The organism is Clostridium sp. MCC344 (genome assembly GCF_018785365.1).
GTDB lineage: Bacteria > Bacillota > Clostridia > Lachnospirales > Lachnospiraceae > Pilosibacter.
Genome location: NZ_WQPQ01000026.1, coordinates 149,135 through 166,534, shown reverse-complemented (window position 1 = coordinate 166,534; position 17,400 = coordinate 149,135). Strand labels below are relative to the sequence as shown.

At 51.3% G+C, this 17,400-nt stretch carries 16 protein-coding genes; all 16 read left to right on the top strand.

The annotated features are described in order from the left end of the window. The first annotated feature begins 235 nt into the window (after window positions 1-235). The 16 genes from GPK90_RS09630 (at window position 236) to GPK90_RS09560 (ending at window position 17,281) form a co-directional block, all read left to right on the top strand. Window positions 236-1,081 carry an Mrp/NBP35 family ATP-binding protein gene (locus GPK90_RS09630; protein ID WP_118531816.1) on the top strand — a complete coding sequence of 282 codons (846 nt, stop codon included), beginning with the start codon at window positions 236-238 and terminating at the stop codon, window positions 1,079-1,081. A 223-nt stretch (window positions 1,082-1,304) separates the two neighbouring features. Continuing rightward, a complete protein-coding gene (locus GPK90_RS09625) occupies window positions 1,305-2,339 on the top strand; it encodes a methionine ABC transporter ATP-binding protein (RefSeq protein WP_118531814.1) in 1,035 nt (344 codons plus the stop codon). Next, window positions 2,332-3,012 carry a methionine ABC transporter permease gene (locus GPK90_RS09620; protein ID WP_215702845.1) on the top strand — a complete coding sequence of 227 codons (681 nt, stop codon included), beginning with the start codon at window positions 2,332-2,334 and terminating at the stop codon, window positions 3,010-3,012. The genes GPK90_RS09625 and GPK90_RS09620 overlap by 8 nt, the downstream gene beginning before the upstream one ends. 140 nt (window positions 3,013-3,152) lie before the next feature. Continuing rightward, on the top strand, window positions 3,153-4,043 hold the full coding sequence (locus GPK90_RS09615; RefSeq protein WP_118320850.1) for a MetQ/NlpA family ABC transporter substrate-binding protein: 891 nt from the start codon (window positions 3,153-3,155) through the stop codon (window positions 4,041-4,043). A 315-nt stretch (window positions 4,044-4,358) separates the two neighbouring features. Continuing rightward, on the top strand, window positions 4,359-5,726 hold the full coding sequence (locus GPK90_RS09610) for an MATE family efflux transporter (RefSeq protein ID WP_252197406.1): 1,368 nt from the start codon (window positions 4,359-4,361) through the stop codon (window positions 5,724-5,726). Window positions 5,727-6,119: 393 nt separating this feature from the next. Then, window positions 6,120-6,842, top strand: coding sequence for a DUF554 domain-containing protein (locus tag GPK90_RS09605; protein WP_215702844.1), 723 nt, complete (start codon window positions 6,120-6,122; stop codon window positions 6,840-6,842). Between the two features lie 206 nt (window positions 6,843-7,048). Beyond that, complete coding sequence (abc-f, locus tag GPK90_RS09600) at window positions 7,049-9,031, top strand: ribosomal protection-like ABC-F family protein (protein WP_215702843.1); 1,983 nt, start codon at window positions 7,049-7,051, stop codon at window positions 9,029-9,031. 340 nt (window positions 9,032-9,371) lie between these two features. Next, a complete protein-coding gene (locus GPK90_RS09595; protein ID WP_215702842.1) occupies window positions 9,372-10,298 on the top strand; it encodes a LysR family transcriptional regulator in 927 nt (308 codons plus the stop codon). Window positions 10,299-10,378: 80 nt separating this feature from the next. Continuing rightward, window positions 10,379-11,566: a M20 family metallopeptidase gene (locus tag GPK90_RS09590; RefSeq protein ID WP_215702841.1), complete on the top strand. Its 1,188-nt coding sequence runs from the start codon at window positions 10,379-10,381 to the stop codon at window positions 11,564-11,566. A 113-nt stretch (window positions 11,567-11,679) separates the two neighbouring features. Further along, window positions 11,680-12,108, top strand: coding sequence for a hypothetical protein (locus GPK90_RS19045; protein WP_252197405.1), 429 nt, complete (start codon window positions 11,680-11,682; stop codon window positions 12,106-12,108). After that, on the top strand, window positions 12,092-12,781 hold the full coding sequence (locus GPK90_RS19040) for a hypothetical protein (RefSeq protein ID WP_346011238.1): 690 nt from the start codon (window positions 12,092-12,094) through the stop codon (window positions 12,779-12,781). The genes GPK90_RS19045 and GPK90_RS19040 overlap by 17 nt, the downstream gene beginning before the upstream one ends. 198 nt (window positions 12,782-12,979) lie before the next feature. Beyond that, window positions 12,980-13,672: a redox-sensing transcriptional repressor Rex gene (locus GPK90_RS09580; protein WP_118531806.1), complete on the top strand. Its 693-nt coding sequence runs from the start codon at window positions 12,980-12,982 to the stop codon at window positions 13,670-13,672. Beyond that, on the top strand, window positions 13,666-14,034 hold the full coding sequence (acpS, locus tag GPK90_RS09575; protein WP_118531804.1) for a holo-ACP synthase: 369 nt from the start codon (window positions 13,666-13,668) through the stop codon (window positions 14,032-14,034). The genes GPK90_RS09580 and acpS overlap by 7 nt, the downstream gene beginning before the upstream one ends. Then, entirely contained in the window at window positions 14,031-15,614 is a 1,584-nt protein-coding gene (locus tag GPK90_RS09570; protein WP_215702840.1) for an NAD(P)H-hydrate dehydratase, read from the top strand. Before acpS ends, GPK90_RS09570 begins: the two co-directional genes overlap by 4 nt. Then, window positions 15,604-16,779, top strand: coding sequence for an alanine racemase (alr, locus tag GPK90_RS09565; protein ID WP_118531800.1), 1,176 nt, complete (start codon window positions 15,604-15,606; stop codon window positions 16,777-16,779). Before GPK90_RS09570 ends, alr begins: the two co-directional genes overlap by 11 nt. Window positions 16,780-16,930: 151 nt before the next feature. Then, entirely contained in the window at window positions 16,931-17,281 is a 351-nt protein-coding gene (locus GPK90_RS09560; RefSeq protein ID WP_118531922.1) for a type II toxin-antitoxin system PemK/MazF family toxin, read from the top strand. The last annotated feature ends 119 nt before the right edge of the window (window positions 17,282-17,400 follow it).

Sequence of the window (17,400 nt, the reverse complement as noted above, 5' to 3'; positions counted from 1 at the left end):
TCCGGAGAGCAGTACAGGACGATCAGGTTATGCTCTGTACATAAAATGCAAGGCAGAATGTATGCTTGAATGTAACTATTCAGTAGGTCTGCGCACTTGCTGCGCTGACCGTAATAAAACACAGGTCTGGAGGCAAAAATCCCATCGGCGAAGCCGATCTGGAATGGATTTTTGCTCGTAACTGTGAGGGTACTGAACAGTTACGCCTGAATAACAGTTAGAAAGTGAGATAGTAATGAGCGAAACAGCAGAAAATTGTACCCATAACTGCGGAACCTGCTCCGCAAACTGCGGAAGCAGAACGAGCGAGCCGCAGAGCTTCCTTGAGAAGTTAAATCCGGCGAGTTCCGTAAAGAAAGTGATCGGCGTAGTCAGCGGTAAAGGCGGCGTCGGAAAGTCTTTAGTTACATCCTTAATGGCATGCCGGATGCGCGCGACAGGTGCGAAAGTCGGAATCCTTGATGCCGATATCACAGGACCGTCGATCCCGAATGCATTTGGGATCCATGACGGCGTGACCGTGACACCGGACGGAAAACTCCTTGTTCCGGCGACATCCTCCACCGGGATCGATGTGATCTCCTCCAACATGCTTCTGGAGAATGAGACAGATCCGGTGATCTGGCGTGGTCCGGTGATCGCCGGTGCGGTAAAACAGTTCTGGAGTGAGACACTCTGGCAGGATATCGACTACATGTTCGTTGATATGCCTCCGGGAACCGGCGATGTGCCGCTTACTGTATTCCAGTCACTTCCGGTCAACGGGATCATCATCGTGACATCCCCGCAGGAGCTTGTCTCCATGATCGTTGAGAAGGCCGTCAACATGGCGAAAAAGATGAACGTTCCGATCCTCGGACTTGTTGAAAATATGAGCTATCTCGAATGTCCGGACTGCGGAAAGAAGATCGCAGTATTCGGAGAGAGCCGTATCGAGGAAGTCGCGAAAGAATACGGAATTCCGGTTCTCGCGCAGATCCCGATCCGTCCTGAGATCGCAAAGGCTGTTGATGAGGGAACGGTCGAGTATGTGAAGGCGGATTTCCTTGATCAGGCTGTGAAGGCTGTGGAAGAAGCGTAAGAAAAGAGAAATAGATCAGAACACGAAGTACAGGGCGGCGAACATGGTTGCTGCCCCGTACTTTTTTGCGTGGCGGGAATTGATAAAAAACGCTTTGCTATAGAAAAAACCTATAATAACTTATTTCTTATCTATATTGGACGAATAGGTTAAAACGTGGTATCTTATTAGCACACACAGAGATTAGAAAATGTACGGCTGACACGTACATGGGAGGATAAAATTGATTCAGTTAGACCATATTACAAAGACGTTTGATACCGGTGCGGAAAAAGTCCATGCGGTCTCTGATGTCACACTTCATATCAGGAGTGGTGAGATCTTCGGTATCATCGGATTCTCCGGTGCCGGAAAATCCACACTGGTGCGATGTATCAACTTACTGGAACGACCGACGAGCGGAACCGTCACGGTTGACGGAAAAGTTCTCACGGATCTTCCGGCGAAAGAACTCAGGGAAGCGAGAAAGAAGATCGGAATGATCTTCCAGCATTTCAACCTGATGAGATCCAGAACAGTTGGAGAGAATGTCGCTTACCCGTTAAAGGGAAGCGGACTTTCCAAAGCACAGATCAAGGCGAAAGTGCGGGAGCTTTTAGAGCTTGTCGATATCGCAGAAAAAGAGAATGCGTATCCGAGTCAGCTTTCCGGCGGACAGAAACAGAGAGTTGCGATCGCGAGAGCGCTTGCGAATGATCCGAAAGTTCTCCTCTGCGATGAGGCGACGAGCGCCCTGGATCCGCAGACGACGGGGGCGATCTTACAGCTCTTAAAACACTTAAATGAAAAGCTCGGCATTACCATCGTGATCATCACCCATGAGATGGCGGTCGTCAAAGAGATCTGTGACCGTGTAGCCGTCATGGAACACGGTAATGTCGTGGAGGAAGGCGATGTCTACTCGATCTTCGCAGCACCGAAGGCGGGGATCACGAGAGACTTCATCCGCACGACATCCAACCTTCAGAAGATCGAAAAGCTGGTCGAGGAGAAGTCACCGCTTGTCGCATTAAAGCCGGGTGAAAAGATCCTGCGGCTGAATTACATTAAGAAGAATACGTCGGAGGCACTGATCTCCGAAGCTTCCAGAAGATTCAGCGTGGATCTGAATATCATCTTTGCAGATATTGAGATCGTTCAGGACGCCCCGATCGGCGGAACTGTGGCGATCGCAAGCGGAACGAAGGAGAATATCGAAGCCGCGATCGAATATCTGAAGGAGAAGAATGTTGGAGTGGAGGTGATCGAGAATGCTTGATTTCTTAAATGCGATTATCCCGAATGTCATGTCAAAGCCGGATGAGCTTTTCGAAAGCTTCGGTCAGACGATCTACATGGTCATCGTGTCAGGTGCGATCTCCATGGTGTTCGGTCTTTTCTTTGGGATCATCCTCACTGCGACAGCTCCGAAGGGTGTCCTGAAAAACAAGGTGATCTTCAATATTTTAGATAAGCTGGTCAACATTTTCCGTTCGATCCCGTTCGTAATCCTTCTGACAGCGCTGATCCCGCTGACCCGTATGGTCGTCGGAACAGCGATCGGTACAAAGGGTGCGATCTTACCGCTTATTTTCGGAACGGTCCCGTTCTTTACGAGACAGATCGAGAGTGCGCTCGCTGAAGTTGACTACGGTCTGATCGAAGCTGCGGAGAGCATGGGAAACAGCCCGTGGGAGATCATCCTCCGCGTATACTTAAAGGAGAGTGTCCCGGGGATCGTCCGTGCAATGCAGATCACATTTATCAGCCTGGTCGGTCTTACCGCGATGGCCGGTGCGGTCGGCGGCGGCGGACTCGGCGATTTCGCGATCCGTTATGGTCACTCCAGAGGGCAGACCGATGTCACCTATGTAACCGTCATCATCATTCTGATCATGGTAAGCCTGATCCAGAGTACCGGTTCCTATGTGATCAAAAAGACGACTCACTAGAACGGTGGTTTCAGATTAAAATTGCTTGAAACGGAGAGGAACTATTTCCGGGCCGTATCAATAAAAGGAACTGTCCGGTCCGCACAGCGAATGCGAATGAAAACGGGCAGTGACAAAGAAAGTTCAGGAGGAGAAAAATTATGAAGAAAAGAGTTTTAGCACTTGGCGCAGCAGCAGTTTTAGCATTATCCTTAACCGCATGCGGCAGCAGCCAGAAGACAGAGACAACAGCGGCAGCAGCCGATACAACCGCAGCCGGTTCTGAGGCAGCAGCTGATACAACCGCAGCCTCCGGCGAGAAGACAGTCATCAAACTCGGTGTTGTAGGTGAGAACAACGAGCAGTGGCAGCCGGTCATCGACAAGCTTGCTGAGGAGAACATCGACCTTGAGCTTGTAAAATTTGCAGATTATCCGCTTCCGAACCGTGCATTAAATGACGGTGAGATCGATCTGAACTCTTTCCAGCACATCGCTTACTTTGAGGATGACTGCAAGAACAACGGTTATGATCTTTCTATCATCGGTGAGACCATCATGGCTCCGTTAGGCCTCTACTCCAACAAGATCAAGGATGTATCCGAGATCAAGGACGGTGATATCATCGCGATCCCGAATGACGCTACAAACGGCGGCCGTGCATTAAAACTTCTTGAGTCCGCAGGTCTGATCAAGGTTGATCCGGCAGCAGGCTACACACCGACAAAGAAAGACATCACAGAGAACCCGTTAAACCTTGACATCAAAGAGGTTGAGGCAGCAAATACAGCAAGCCTTCTTCCGGACGTTGCAGCAGCAGTCATCAACGGCGGTCACGCAGTTGACAACGGTTTAAACCCGAAGGAAGATGCGATCTTCCTTGAGAGCGTGGAAGAGGGATCTGACAACCCGTACGTCAACATCATCGTTGCAAGAACAGCTGATAAGGACAACGAGCTTTACAAGAAAGTAGTCGATTATTTCCGTACACCGGAAGTTGCAAAAGTGATCGAGGACACTTACAAGGGAGCTTACATCCCGACATGGGAGTAACTCCTGAAATCACGGCCATAAAATAAAAAGATGGGAAAGACAGGACAGGGTACCGAAAAGGGAGCCTGTCCTTTTCTTGTGAACGAGAGAGAAAAAGCCGGAGAAAGCTTCTGAAGGCGAAAAGAATGCCCGGGCAGACCAGAAGAACGGGGTACAAAAAAATCATGTGCCGGATACAAAAATTTCCTGTGGGATCAACAAAAGAGAACAGCTTGCTTTTTAACGGAAAATCCCGTATGATTTACATAGATATTACAGAATGACGGCAGATTTTACATATTTCGTACACATGCGATCGCAGAAAGGGACAAAAGAATGTCAAAAATTACATCCGGCAGAAAAAGCAATATCGATATGACACAGGGCGTAATCTGGAAACAGCTGGTTCTTTTTGCAATCCCGCTGATCATGGGAAATATCTTCCAGCAGCTCTACAACACAGTCGACAGCATTGTCGTGGGAAACTATCTCGGAACATCGGCGCTGGCTGCGGTCGGCGCGACGACGGCGATCTGCAATACGCTGGTAAACTTCTTTAATGGGATCTCGATCGGTGCCGGAGTTGTGATCAGCACGTGTTTCGGTTCCCGGAATCATGAAAAGCTCCACGAGGCGGTCGAGACGACGATCCTGTTTGCAGTGATCGTCGGATGCTTTGTCTCTCTGATCTCGGTCTGGGTTGTCCCGCTGATGGTAAAATGGATGTCAACGCCGGATGATGTGATCGGACCGGCGGGAGAGTATTTAAAGATCTATTTTGCCGGAGTTCCGGTCCTCTTTCTTTACAATATGAGCAGTGCGATCTTAAGGGCTGTGGGAGACACGAAGCGCCCGTTAAATTTCCTGATCATCAGCAGCTGTTTAAATATCGCTCTGGATATTCTCTTTGTTGCGAAATTTGGCTGGGGGATCAGCGGTGTCGCGATCGCTACGGTGATCGCCGAGGCAGTTTCCGCTGCTCTTGCGTGCTCGACTCTTATGAGGACGAAGGAAGCACATCGCCTTGTTCTTCGGGACCTTCACATCAATAAATCCTGCCTCGGCGAGATCTTCCGGATCGGTCTTCCGGCGGGAGTCCAGCAGGGACTCACTGCGTTTTCCAACGCGCTTGTGCAGTCGTATGTAAATGGACTTGGCTCTTCTGTCATCATGGCGGGCTGGAGCTGCCACTCAAAGATCGACCAGTTCGCAATCCTGCCTGCCCAGAGTATGGGACAGGCCGCGACAACGTTCGTGGGACAGAATCTCGGAGCAAAGAATGTGAAGCGTGCGAGAGACGGCGTCAAACAGGCAGTGTTCATGGGTGTGGGCGTGCTGATCTGCATCTCCGGCGCGATGGCAATTTCCGCAAGATCCCTGGTATCCCTTTTCAACCAGGATCCGGATGTGCTGCACTATGGAACCTTATTTATCCTGATGACGGTCCCGTTCCGCTTCTGCAGTTCCTTCAACCAGATCCTTGCGGGTTCCTTGAGAGGATCCGGGGATGCAAAGGGACCGATGTGCATCATGCTCTTCAGCTTCGTTGTCTGCAGACAGATCTATCTCTTCTTCGTGACAAAGATCGCATTCAACGAGTATACAGTCGGAATGGGATATCCGGTCGGCTGGATCGTATGCGCGATCCTTTCCTTCCTGTATTACAGAAGGAGCAGATGGGAAGAAAAGGTAAAAGAAGATTAAAAAATCAGTATAAACGCAGAAAACGACCTCTGTGTCAGGATCCTGATGAAAATCATAAGGGCTTGACCTGAGGTCGTTTTAAATAATGGGTGGAATTTCCAGTTGTTTTGCTATGAACAGGCAGGGAAAGTGGGACGAATCGCCTTTCCATTGCCGGTGTCATTCGTCTGGCAGAATGTCGGGGAATGCCGAGACCGGAAAACTTGGAGATAGACGAAAATATGATTTTGTGCTATACTTCAATTTGCATGTATACAGGCGATCATGGCACAGGAGAGGAAAATCGGTCTGCAGATTGCTGGAAAACAGCGAGTGCGGATCACGATCGCCGGATAGCGCAAAGAGTGTGAAAACTGCGGATCGTGATATCATGACAGAAGAAAAGAGACAACTATGTTCGGACTTGGAACGATCATCAACGTCACTGCGATCGTCGCGGGCGGCGTGATGGGGTTATTATTTGGAAAGAAACTGACGGAGCGTTATCAGAGCAACCTGATGATGGCGTCGGCGCTCTGCGTATTGTTTATCGGAGTCTCCGGCTGTATGGAGCAGATGTTAAAACTGACGGAAAACGGGCTTTCTTCATCGGGATCCATGATGATGATCGCCTGTTTTGCTGTCGGGGCTCTTCTCGGCGAGTGGATCGATCTCGACACGAAGATGGAACGGTTCGGGGAATGGCTGAAGGAGAAGACGAAAAGTGACGGCGACAATGCGTTCGTGGATGCATTTGTGACGGCTTCCCTGACCGTCTGTATCGGAGCGATGGCGGTCGTCGGATCGATCCGGGACGGAATTTACGGCGACTATTCGATTCTCACGGCAAAAGCTGTTCTCGACATGATCATCGTCGCGATCATGACGGCGTCCATGGGAAAAGGCTGTATTTTCTCGGCGATCCCGGTCGGGATGTTCCAGGGGGCGATGACGCTCCTTGCGAAGGTGATCGAGCCGTTCCTGACGGATGAGGGACTGGCGGACATGTCCCTGACAGGATCGGTCCTGATCTTCTGCGTCGGAGTGAACCTGATCTGGGGAAAGAAGGTCAAGGTGGCGAATCTGCTGCCGGCGATCTTTCTTGCGGCGGTGTGGCCGTATTTCCCGTGGGCGTAACGCAGAAGTTGAGAAAAGGCAGAAATTCTGTGAAAAAGAGTAATCCTTTTTTCAGGACAACAATGAAAAGATTAACGACAGATTTTTATGCATGACGGTGCAGGAACGGAACCGTTGTGCGAGGAAGAAAAACGTCGTCTGGAAAAATACAGAAGCCGTATGAACGAAGGAAATAGCGGCTGTACAACAAGAAACAGGAGGATTTTATGATATTATCCTGCAGCAATATCTGCAAATCGTTCGGAAGCGACGATATTATCAAGAACGCTTCCTTTCATATTGAAGATCATGAAAAAGCGGCGATCGTCGGCATCAACGGCGCCGGAAAATCAACATTGTTAAAGATCATCGTGGGTGAGCTGGCACCGGATTCCGGCGAGGTCGTGCTGGGAAGCGGAAAGACACTGGGGTATCTGGCACAGAATCAGGATCTTTTAAGTCACCGGACGATCTATGAGGAGATGCTCGATGCGAAAAAGTCGGTCATCGAGATGGAAAACCGGCTGAGAGATCTGGAAAATTCGATGAAAACGGCCTCCGGGGAAGCGCTGGAGACCATGATGAACCAGTACAGCCGCTTGAGCCACGAATTTGAGCTCATCAACGGCTATGCCTGGAAGAGTGAGATCGTCGGAGTCTTAAAGGGACTCGGATTTACGGAGGAAGAGTTTTCCAAACAGATCTCCACACTGTCCGGCGGACAGAAGACAAGAGTTTCTCTGGGTAAACTTCTTCTCACAAATCCGGACATCATTCTCCTCGATGAGCCGACGAACCACCTGGATATGTCCTCCATCGCATGGCTGGAGACATATCTCTTAAATTACCGCGGAGCGGTCCTGATCGTTGCCCATGACCGGTATTTCCTCGATAAGATCGTAACAAAGGTCATCGAGCTGGACAACGGACATGCGATCGTGTACTCCGGAAACTATACGGCCTACAGTGAGAAGCGGGCGCAGATGCGCGCGATCCAGATGAAGGCGTACTTAAACCAGCAGCAGGAGATCAAACATCAGGAAGCGGTCATCGAGAAATTGAAGTCCTTCAATCGGGAAAAGTCCATCAAGCGGGCGGAGAGCCGCGAAAAGATGCTCGATAAGATCGAGGTCCTGGAAAAGCCGTCGGAGGTCAACGATGCAATGGACATCCGCCTGGAGCCGAATATCCTGAGCGGAAATGATGTACTGACGGTCAACGGACTTGCGAAGTCCTTTGGCTCCCAGACCTTGTTTACGGACCTCAGCTTTGATGTCAAGCGCGGCGAGCGCGTGGCGATCATCGGGGATAACGGAACGGGAAAGACGACGATCTTAAAGATCATCAACGGTCTTGTCGAGCCGGATGCCGGTGAGATCATTCTGGGTTCCAGAGTCCACATCGGCTATTATGATCAGGATCATCAGGTCCTGCACATGGAAAAGACGCTGTTTGAGGAGATCTCCGACGCATATCCGGGAATGTCCAACACACAGATCAGAAGTACGCTGGCGGCGTTCCTGTTCACCGGGGATGACGTGTTTAAACGGATCGGGGATCTGAGCGGCGGTGAGAGAGGACGTGTGTCGCTTGCAAAGCTCATGCTCTCCGAGGCGAACTTCCTGATCCTCGATGAGCCGACAAACCATCTGGATATCACATCGAAGGAGATTCTGGAGAACGCGCTGAGCCACTACGGCGGAACTGTGCTCTATGTCTCCCATGACCGTTATTTTATCAACAAGACCGCGACGAGGATCCTGGATCTCACCGGAAAGCGGATGATGAATTATATCGGAAATTACGATTATTATCTGGAAAAACATGACGCGATGATGACGGCCCATTTCGGAAACGAGGCGCCGGAGAGTGCCGGCGGGATCGTCGGATTCGGCGCGTCGAAGACAGGAGCGGCGGCGGAGACTGCCGGAAAGGCTGTGGAGAATCCGGCAGCGGATGCCGGCGGAAAGCTCGACTGGAAGGCTCAGAAGGAAGAACAGGCCCGCCAGAGAAAACGCCAGAACGATTTAAAGAAGGTCGAGGATGAGATCCACAAGCTGGAGACAAGAGACGGGGAGATCGACGGCCTCCTCTGCGATGAGAGCGTCTTCTCCGACGTTGCGAAACTCATGGAGTTAAACAAGGAAAAAGAGGAGATCGCAGGAAAACTGGAAGTTCTCTACGAAAAGTGGGAAGAACTTGCAGAATGATCATGACTGTCTAACAGCCCGCGCTGCAAAAGGGGCAGGCTTTTATACAGAGTGAGCACTCGGCCCTGTGGGAATGCAGGATTGAATGCTTACGAATACAGACATACTCAAAGGAAAATGCTTCGTCCGGTCTGGGGAGATTTCGGGCGGGGCATTTTTCTTTTTGCAGAGTGAACCATAAGAAGAATAAATGATCAGATTAAGTTATTTATATGTTCGGACAAAAGGGAGAAGGTTTGTCAATTTTTCGTTAAGATGATACAATAATGAATATAAAAACACATCGCGAATCTGTGGTGATCAGAGGAATAGAGACAATACGGAGGAGGAGAGACAACTCATGGATCTTCGGGAACAAAAATATGTCTGTACACTGGCAGAATTGGGAAATCTTACGAGAGCGGCGGAACGCCTCTATATCTCCCAGCCTGCACTCAGCATCTATATCACGAATCTTGAAAAAAATCTGGGAATCCCACTGTTTGACCGGAGCGGTAAAAAGTTCACATTGACATATGCCGGAGAACAGTATGTAGAAAAGGCAAAGAAAATGCTGGAGCTGGAGCGGGAATTTTGTGAAGATATTGAAAAGATCACCCGGGAAACAGCTGGGCGGATCCGGTTGGGAATTTCCCAGAGACGCGGCTGTTTCTTTTTACCTCCGGTGATCGCGGAGTACGAGAAAACATGGCCGGAGATCGACCTGGTGATCCGGGAGGGGAATCTCACAGACCTGGGAGAACTGTTAAAAAACGGAGAGCTTGATATGGTCGTCCTGAACCGATCGGATGTAAAAGGTGATATGGATACGGAGCTTCTGTTTCAGGAAGAATTCCTTGTGGCGGTTCCGGCCTGTCACGAGATTAATGAGAAGGCGGAATATGTTCCGGGCAGCAGGTACCGGAAACTCAAACCGGAATATCTCAACGGGGAGACTCTGATCCTTCACACGGCGTGGCAGAGCAGCCGCGGGATCGAGGATGCAATCTTGAAACATTACGGAGTAGTACCGAAAAAAGTCCGAGTGATCCGCAGCATGGAGACGGCAGTCCAGATGGCAGCGGAGGGACTGGGGATCACGTTTATCCGGGAAGCGTATGCGGCAAATTTTCACTATCGGAAACCGGTCAACTATTATATCCTGGACATTGAGCGCCACAGACGCGATGTTGTCGTGGCTTTTAAGAACGGAAGTGAGCTTCCTGCCTACATGAGAGGAATGGTGGAAATCCTGAAAAAGCATGGGAGCGAATTTCTCAGCAAATAGTCATCTTAAGTTTTATATATTTCACAGGCACCACGTCTGTCTGGTATCATTCAGGTATCAAACGACGGAGGTGCTTTTTTATGTTGAAGGAAGTCATGTTCCGGGAGATCGATGAGATCCGGAACGAGATGACGGCGATGTCGGATGACATCTTCGACCATCCGGAGATCGGAATGGAAGAGTTCCATGCCCAGAAGGTCCTGACAGACTGGCTCGAGAAGGAAGGCTTTCAGGTAGAACGGGGAGTTGTCGGAGTCGAGACCGCATTTAAGGCCGTTTACAGTCATGGAACAGGTGGACCGAATATCGGCCTTCTCTGTGAGTATGACGCATTGCCCGGGATCGGACATGCCTGCGGACATCACATGCAGGGTCCATCGATCCTGGCAGCAGCAAAGGCATTAAAGGATGCCGACATCAAAGAACCGTATACGATCACGGTTTACGGAACACCGGCGGAGGAGAGCGTCAGCGGAAAGATCCGGATGATCCAGAACGGATGTACATTCGAGGAACTCGATGTCGCACTGATGATGCACGGGGGACCGGCGACCCAGGTGGACGTAAAATCTCTCGCGAACTCCAAATACAAGGTGATCTTCCATGGAGTGAGCTCTCATGCGGCGATCCGTCCGGAAAAAGGAAGAAGTGCTCTTGACGGACTGATCCTGGCATTCCAGGGAATCGAGTTTTTGAGAGAACATGTCAATTCCGATGTGAAGATCCACTATACAGTGGTCAACTGCGGCGGGACACCGGCCAATGTGGTTCCGGCGTACGCGGAGGCGAGCGTCTATGTCCGCTCCTACAACCGGGCCTACCTTGACACCGTGTGCAGGCGTTTTGAGAAGGTACTGAAGGGCGCGGCCATGATGACGGAGACCGAGGTGGAGATCATCGAGGAGAAGAAGGTGGATAACAAGATCCCGGTTCTCACTCTGAACGATCTCGTCATGAAACAGGCAGAAGAGCTTCACGCACCGCAGCTTGCCCCGGCAAGAGAAAAAACCGGTTCCACAGATTTTGGAAACGTCATGAGACGGGTTCCAGGGACCTGCGCGAGAATTGCCTTTGTGGATCCGGGAGCGGCAGCGCATTCCCAGGAATATATTGCGGCCGGAAAGACCGATGCAGCTCACGATGCCGTAGTCTACGGAGCCAAGATCCTTGCAGGAACCGCGCTGGAGCTGATCGAAGATCCGGAACTTTTAAACCGTGTGAAAACAGAGTTCAAGGAAAATCTGGCAAAAGAGAATTCGGAAGTTTAAAAGTTTCAGAGAAACTGGAAAGAAAACACCGGCCGGAAGGGATCTCCCAAAAGGATCCCTGTCTGCCGGAACCTGAGAACGGGGGATATTACTATGGAAAAAAGAAATTTAAAATGCCGCATTCGTATGTAATCATCTTTATGCTGCTCATCGCCGTATCGATCATGACGTATCTGATCCCGGCAAATGAGTATGACCGGGTGAAAAATGAATCCAGCAATACCACAGTTGTTGTAGAATCGTATCATGCAGTTGATGGGGAACCGGTTCCTGTCTGGAAGATCCCGAACTTTGTCATGCAGGGGCTTTCCAAGCAGGCGGACATCATCTTCCCACTGCTCGTGATTGCAGGTTCTCTTGAAGTCATCTTATCGACTGGCATGTTCCACGCGTACTGCGGCAGGATGGCGATGAAGTGCAAGGGAAAAGAAAAACTATTTCCTCTTTTACGCGGTGACAGCAGCTTACATCATCTGGTATGGAGAGCGCTGCAAGAAAGATCCGAAGAAGAGCGTGATCTAAGGTGTGGAAGGTGTCAATAATTTCGATGTATCCGGTACACAGGTGGAGATCAACAAGCGTCATCCGCTGGTCCTGGCAGTATTTCTTGTTTCCTTCGGTATTTTAATGTACGGCTGCATCACACGCGGCTGGGGTCTTGTGGAAACCGCAGTATGCCTGTTCTGGATGGCATTTATCGGCGGACTTGTCTATGGCTACAACCCGAGCACGATCGCTACAAACTTTGTAAAAGGTGCGAAAAATATGACTTCTGCGGCTCTGATCGTAGGTCTCGGCGCAACGGTTGCCCTGATCCTTCAGTCTGCAAAAGCTCTTGATACCGTTGTTTACGGACTTGCCAATATGCTGTCCCTGTTCCCGAACTTCTTAAAACCAGCAGTCATGCTCATCATGAACGTGATCGTCAACGGTTTCGTAACATCCGGTACCGGACAGGCAGCAGTTGTCATGCCGGTTATGGTTCCGCTCGCAGATGTCGCAGGTGTGACAAGACAGACTGCAGTTCTCGCATATAAGTTTGGTGATGGCTTCTGCAACTACGTTCTTCCGCATGCATCCGCACTCATGGGATTCCTTGGCGCTACCGGAATCGGCTATGACCGCTGGATGAAGTTTATGGGAAAACTGTTCGGAATCTGGATGCTTCTGGGATCCGCGATCCTGATCTTCGGATATTTCGTTCAGTACGCATAACAGCAGTTTTTATCTAGACAACTTTCTTTTTATTCAGATATATTCATTTGAAAAATGCTTCGTCCGGTCTGGGGAGATTTCGGGCGGGGCATTTTTCCGTCTGGGCAGTTTGCGCATTTTACTGACAAAGATTTGACAAATAATATAGATATAGGTATAATAAAAGACAGCGTTATACTGAGAAGGTGGAACTAGAAAATGACAGACGAGAGACAGATCTCAAAGGCGGTAATCTCAAGACTTCCGCGTTATTACAGATATCTGGGCGAACTGATGGAGGAGGGGATCGAGAGGATCTCTTCCAACGAACTGAGTGCCAGAATGAAGGTGACAGCGTCCCAGATCCGTCAGGATCTTAACAATTTCGGCGGCTTTGGACAGCAGGGATACGGATACAATGTGAAATATCTCTACACCGAGATCGCAAGGATCCTGGGGATCGACAGACAGCACAACCTCATTATCATCGGCGCCGGAAACTTAGGTCAGGCGATCGCCAACTATACAAATTTTGAGAAGCGCGGCTTTATGATCAAGGGAATGTTCGATATCAACCCGCGCCTGATCGGTCTTGTGGTCCGCGGAGTCGAGATCCGTGGGATCGATGACCTGGAGCAGTTTATTGTCGACAATGAAGTACAGATCGCGGCTCTCACGATCCCGAAGTCCAAAGCACCGGAGATCGCGGAGCGCCTGGTAAAAGCCGGGATCAAGGCGATCTGGAATTTTGCCCATACAGACTTAAATGTGCCGGATGATGTAGTCGTTGAGAATGTACATCTTTCCGAGAGCCTGATGCGTCTTTCCTACCGTGTCTGCAGCATGCAGGATGAGCGGGAGCGGAAAGCAAAGGAAAAAGCAGAACAGACGGGAACCAATGAGACATGTTGATTGGAGTTGGCTGTGATTTGATCGAAATTGAGCGTGTGAAAAAAGCCTGTGAAAAAGAGGCTTTTTTGACGCGTATCTATACCGAGCGCGAGCGCCGGCAGGCAAAGGGTGATCCCCGGGTCCTTGCCGGCACTTTTGCGGTTAAAGAAGCAGTAGCGAAGGTGTTTGGAACGGGATTCCGGGACTTTATGCCGGTCCATGTGGAGGTCTTAAGGGACCCGCTTGGAAAGCCGTATGTCGAACTTCATGCGGGAGCAGAGATGAAGGCGGAGGAGCTCGGGATCAGGACGATCCAAGTGTCGATCTCTGACACGAAGGACCATGCGATGGCGTTTGCCGTCGGAGAGGGGGATGCCGGATGAAAGCAGTTCTGAGCGGAAAAGAAATGAAAGCGTTTGACACCAGGTCCATCAGGGGGTACGGGATCCCGTCCCTGGTGCTGATGGAGCGGGCGGCTCTTGCCGTTGCGGAGAAAGCGGAAGAGATCCTTAAGAGAGAACAGGCAGAGACAGTCTGGTCCGTCTGCGGTTTTGGAAATAACGGGGCAGACGGAGTGGCCGCCGCCAGGATGCTGTTCTTAAAGGGATATGATGTGAAGGTCCTGTTCCCGGGACGGGACGGAAAAGGGAGCGAAGAGCTGGAAGCCCAGTTAAATATCGTGAAACGGCTGGGGATCCCGGTGATGACGGCGGAAGAACTGCCGGATGCAGAAGAAAAACGATCCCCGGCGCATCCGTTTGCAAAGACGGTGATAAAGGCGAACGCATGCCGCGGCGTGATCCTGGATGCGGTCTTCGGGATCGGTCTTTCGAGAAATGTGGAAGGTGCATACAAAAGGCTCATTGACTGGATCAACCGCAATGAGGATATGAAGACGATCGCTGTGGACATTCCCTCCGGCATCAGCTCCGACACGGGAGAAGTCATGGGGGACGCGGTCCGCGCGGATGTGACGGTCACTTTCGGAATGAAAAAGCTCGGACAGGTTCTGTTCCCGGGAAGAGAATACTGCGGAGAGCTCCTGGTCAGGGACGTCGGTTTTGTGCCGGAGAGCAGCGCGGAGCAGGAAAAACACGTGCAGATGCTGGATCGGGAAGACCTTTTGAGGATCCCGGAAAGGACGCCGGATTCCAACAAGGGAACATACGGAAAAGTCCTCGTGATGGCGGGGGCAAAGAACATGGCGGGAGCAGCCTGCCTCTCCGCGAGAGCGGCATACCGGATGGGAGCCGGACTCGTGAAGATCTTTACACCGGAGGAAAACAGGATCATCGTCCAGGAAAAACTCCCGGAGGCGATCCTTTCCAGTTACGATGCGAGAGAAGCCGGAAAAGATCCGGAGAGCTTTGCGAGAAAGATCGCAAGGGAGACGGAATGGGCGGATGTGATCGTTCTGGGGCCGGGGATCGGCATGGAGGATCATGCGCGGCTCATGGTGGAAAACGTCTTAAAGGACGCGTATGTGCCGATCATTCTTGACGCGGACGCGCTGAATCTCGCCGCGGAGTACCGGGAACTCACCGGTTATTTTACAGAAAATATCATCGTGACGCCGCATATGAAGGAAATGTCGCGGCTCACAGGAATTCAGATAGAGGAGATCAAGGAAAATCCGATCCGTGCAGCGAGAGAGTTTGCAGATCAGTACGGAGTGGTCTGCGTCTTAAAGGACGCGGCGACCGTGATCGCGGGAAGAGACGGAAAGACCTTTGTCAATGGAAGTGGGACGCCCGCTATGGCAAAGGGAGGTTCCGGGGATGTTCTGACCGGTGTGATTGCGGGACTGATCGCGCTGGGGCTTGAGGAGAGCGATGCGGCTTCCCTCGGAGTCTATGTGCACGGTCTGGCAGGGGAAAAAGCGGCGAAGCGCTTCGGCGTCCACGCAGTCCTTGCCGGGGAGATCGCGGATTGCCTTTCGGAGGATAGAGAAAATGAAATTTGACAGAATTTATACAGAGATCGATCTGGGTCATATAGAGGAAAACATGGAGGCGATGGAGAAAAATCTCCGCCCGGGGACAAAGATGTACGGAGTCGTGAAAACGGATGCTTACGGACACGGCGCCGTTCCGGTCGCGAAGACGATTGACCGCTTTGTATGCGGATATGCGGTTGCGACCGTTGAGGAAGGTGTGCAGCTGCGGAAACACGGGATCACGAAGGAGATCCTGATCCTCGGTCCGGTCGCTGCTCCGAGATACGAGGAGTGCATCCGGCAGGAGCTCTGCATGCCGGTCTTTGAACTGGATAAGGCAGAGGGAATGTCAGAAGCTGCAGAAAAGCTGGAAAAGACAGCCCACGTCCATATCGCGGTGGATACCGGAATGAGCCGGATCGGACTCAGACCGGACACGGCGTCCGTGGAGATGGTAAAAAAGATCGCGGCGCTTCCGGGAGTGAAGATCGACGGCATGTTCACGCATTTTGCGAGAGCGGATGAGGCGGATAAGACTGGTGCGAGACAGCAGTATGATCGGTTTAAGAACTTCTGCGATGCTGTGAAGGCAGCAGGCGTGGAGGTTCCGGTCTGCCATTGCTCCAACAGCGCCGGGATCGTGGAGATGCAGGAGATGAACATGGATGCAGTCCGCGCCGGGATCACGATCTACGGTCTGTACCCGTCGGATGAGGTGAGAAAGGATATCCTCACGATGAAGCCGGCGATGGCACTGAAGAGCTTTATCACGTATATCAAGGAGATCGGGCCTGGAACTGAAGTCAGCTACGGAGGAACGTTCAAGGCAGACCGGACGATGCGGATTGCGACAGTCTCCGCCGGTTACGGGGACGGATATCCGAGAAACCTGTCCGGCCGCGGGGAAGTGCTGATCCACGGAAAGCGCGCGAAGATCCTCGGCCGCGTCTGCATGGACCAGTTCATGGTGGATCTTACCGGGATTCCGGAGGCCAAAGAGGGAGATCTTGTGACCCTGATCGGAAGAGACGGGGAGGAAGAGATCACGATGGAGGAGATCGCAGAGGTTTCCGGCGGCTTCCATTACGAGATCCCGTGTCTGATCGGAAAGCGGGTTCCGCGTGTGTATGTGAAGAACGGAAAGGTCCTCGGGATCATGAACTGCCCGGATGAGGAGTATGTCGGATTCTGACCGGCACGCCGCCGCGATTTCTGAATAAAATATCATAAGTGGGGAACAATCTGAATACGGAAATGTCAGGGAAGCTGTCAAAAAAGATACCGTTATGGCTTTGACAGCAGCCCCGGACTCTCCGCAGAAATTCAGACGGAGCGTGAGACTTGTGATCATCAGACGGGGCGATATTTATTATGCGGATCTAAGACCGGTGGTAGGTTCTGAGCAGGGAGGTGTGCGCCCTGTGCTCATCATCCAGAACGATGTGGGAAACAAACACAGTCCGACTGTGATCTGTGCGGCGATCACATCGAGGATGAATAAGGCGAAACTTCCAACTCATGTGGAGTTATCCGCGAGGGACTGCGACATGATGAAGGATTCGGTGATCCTCCTGGAACAGTTGAGGACCATCGACAAGCAGCGATTAAGGGAAAAGATCTGCCATCTTGACGGGGACCTGCTGGACCAGGTAAATGACGCATTGAAGGTCAGTCTGGAACTTGGCGGTTTTTGAGGACCGTGCGGGGAGAAAAAACTGCTACATAATCGCAGTTTGGCGCTGCAGTGCGCGGGCATGGAGGACCCGTGTACTGTAACGTGAAAAGTGATACGGCGGAATGATTCCTTGACGGG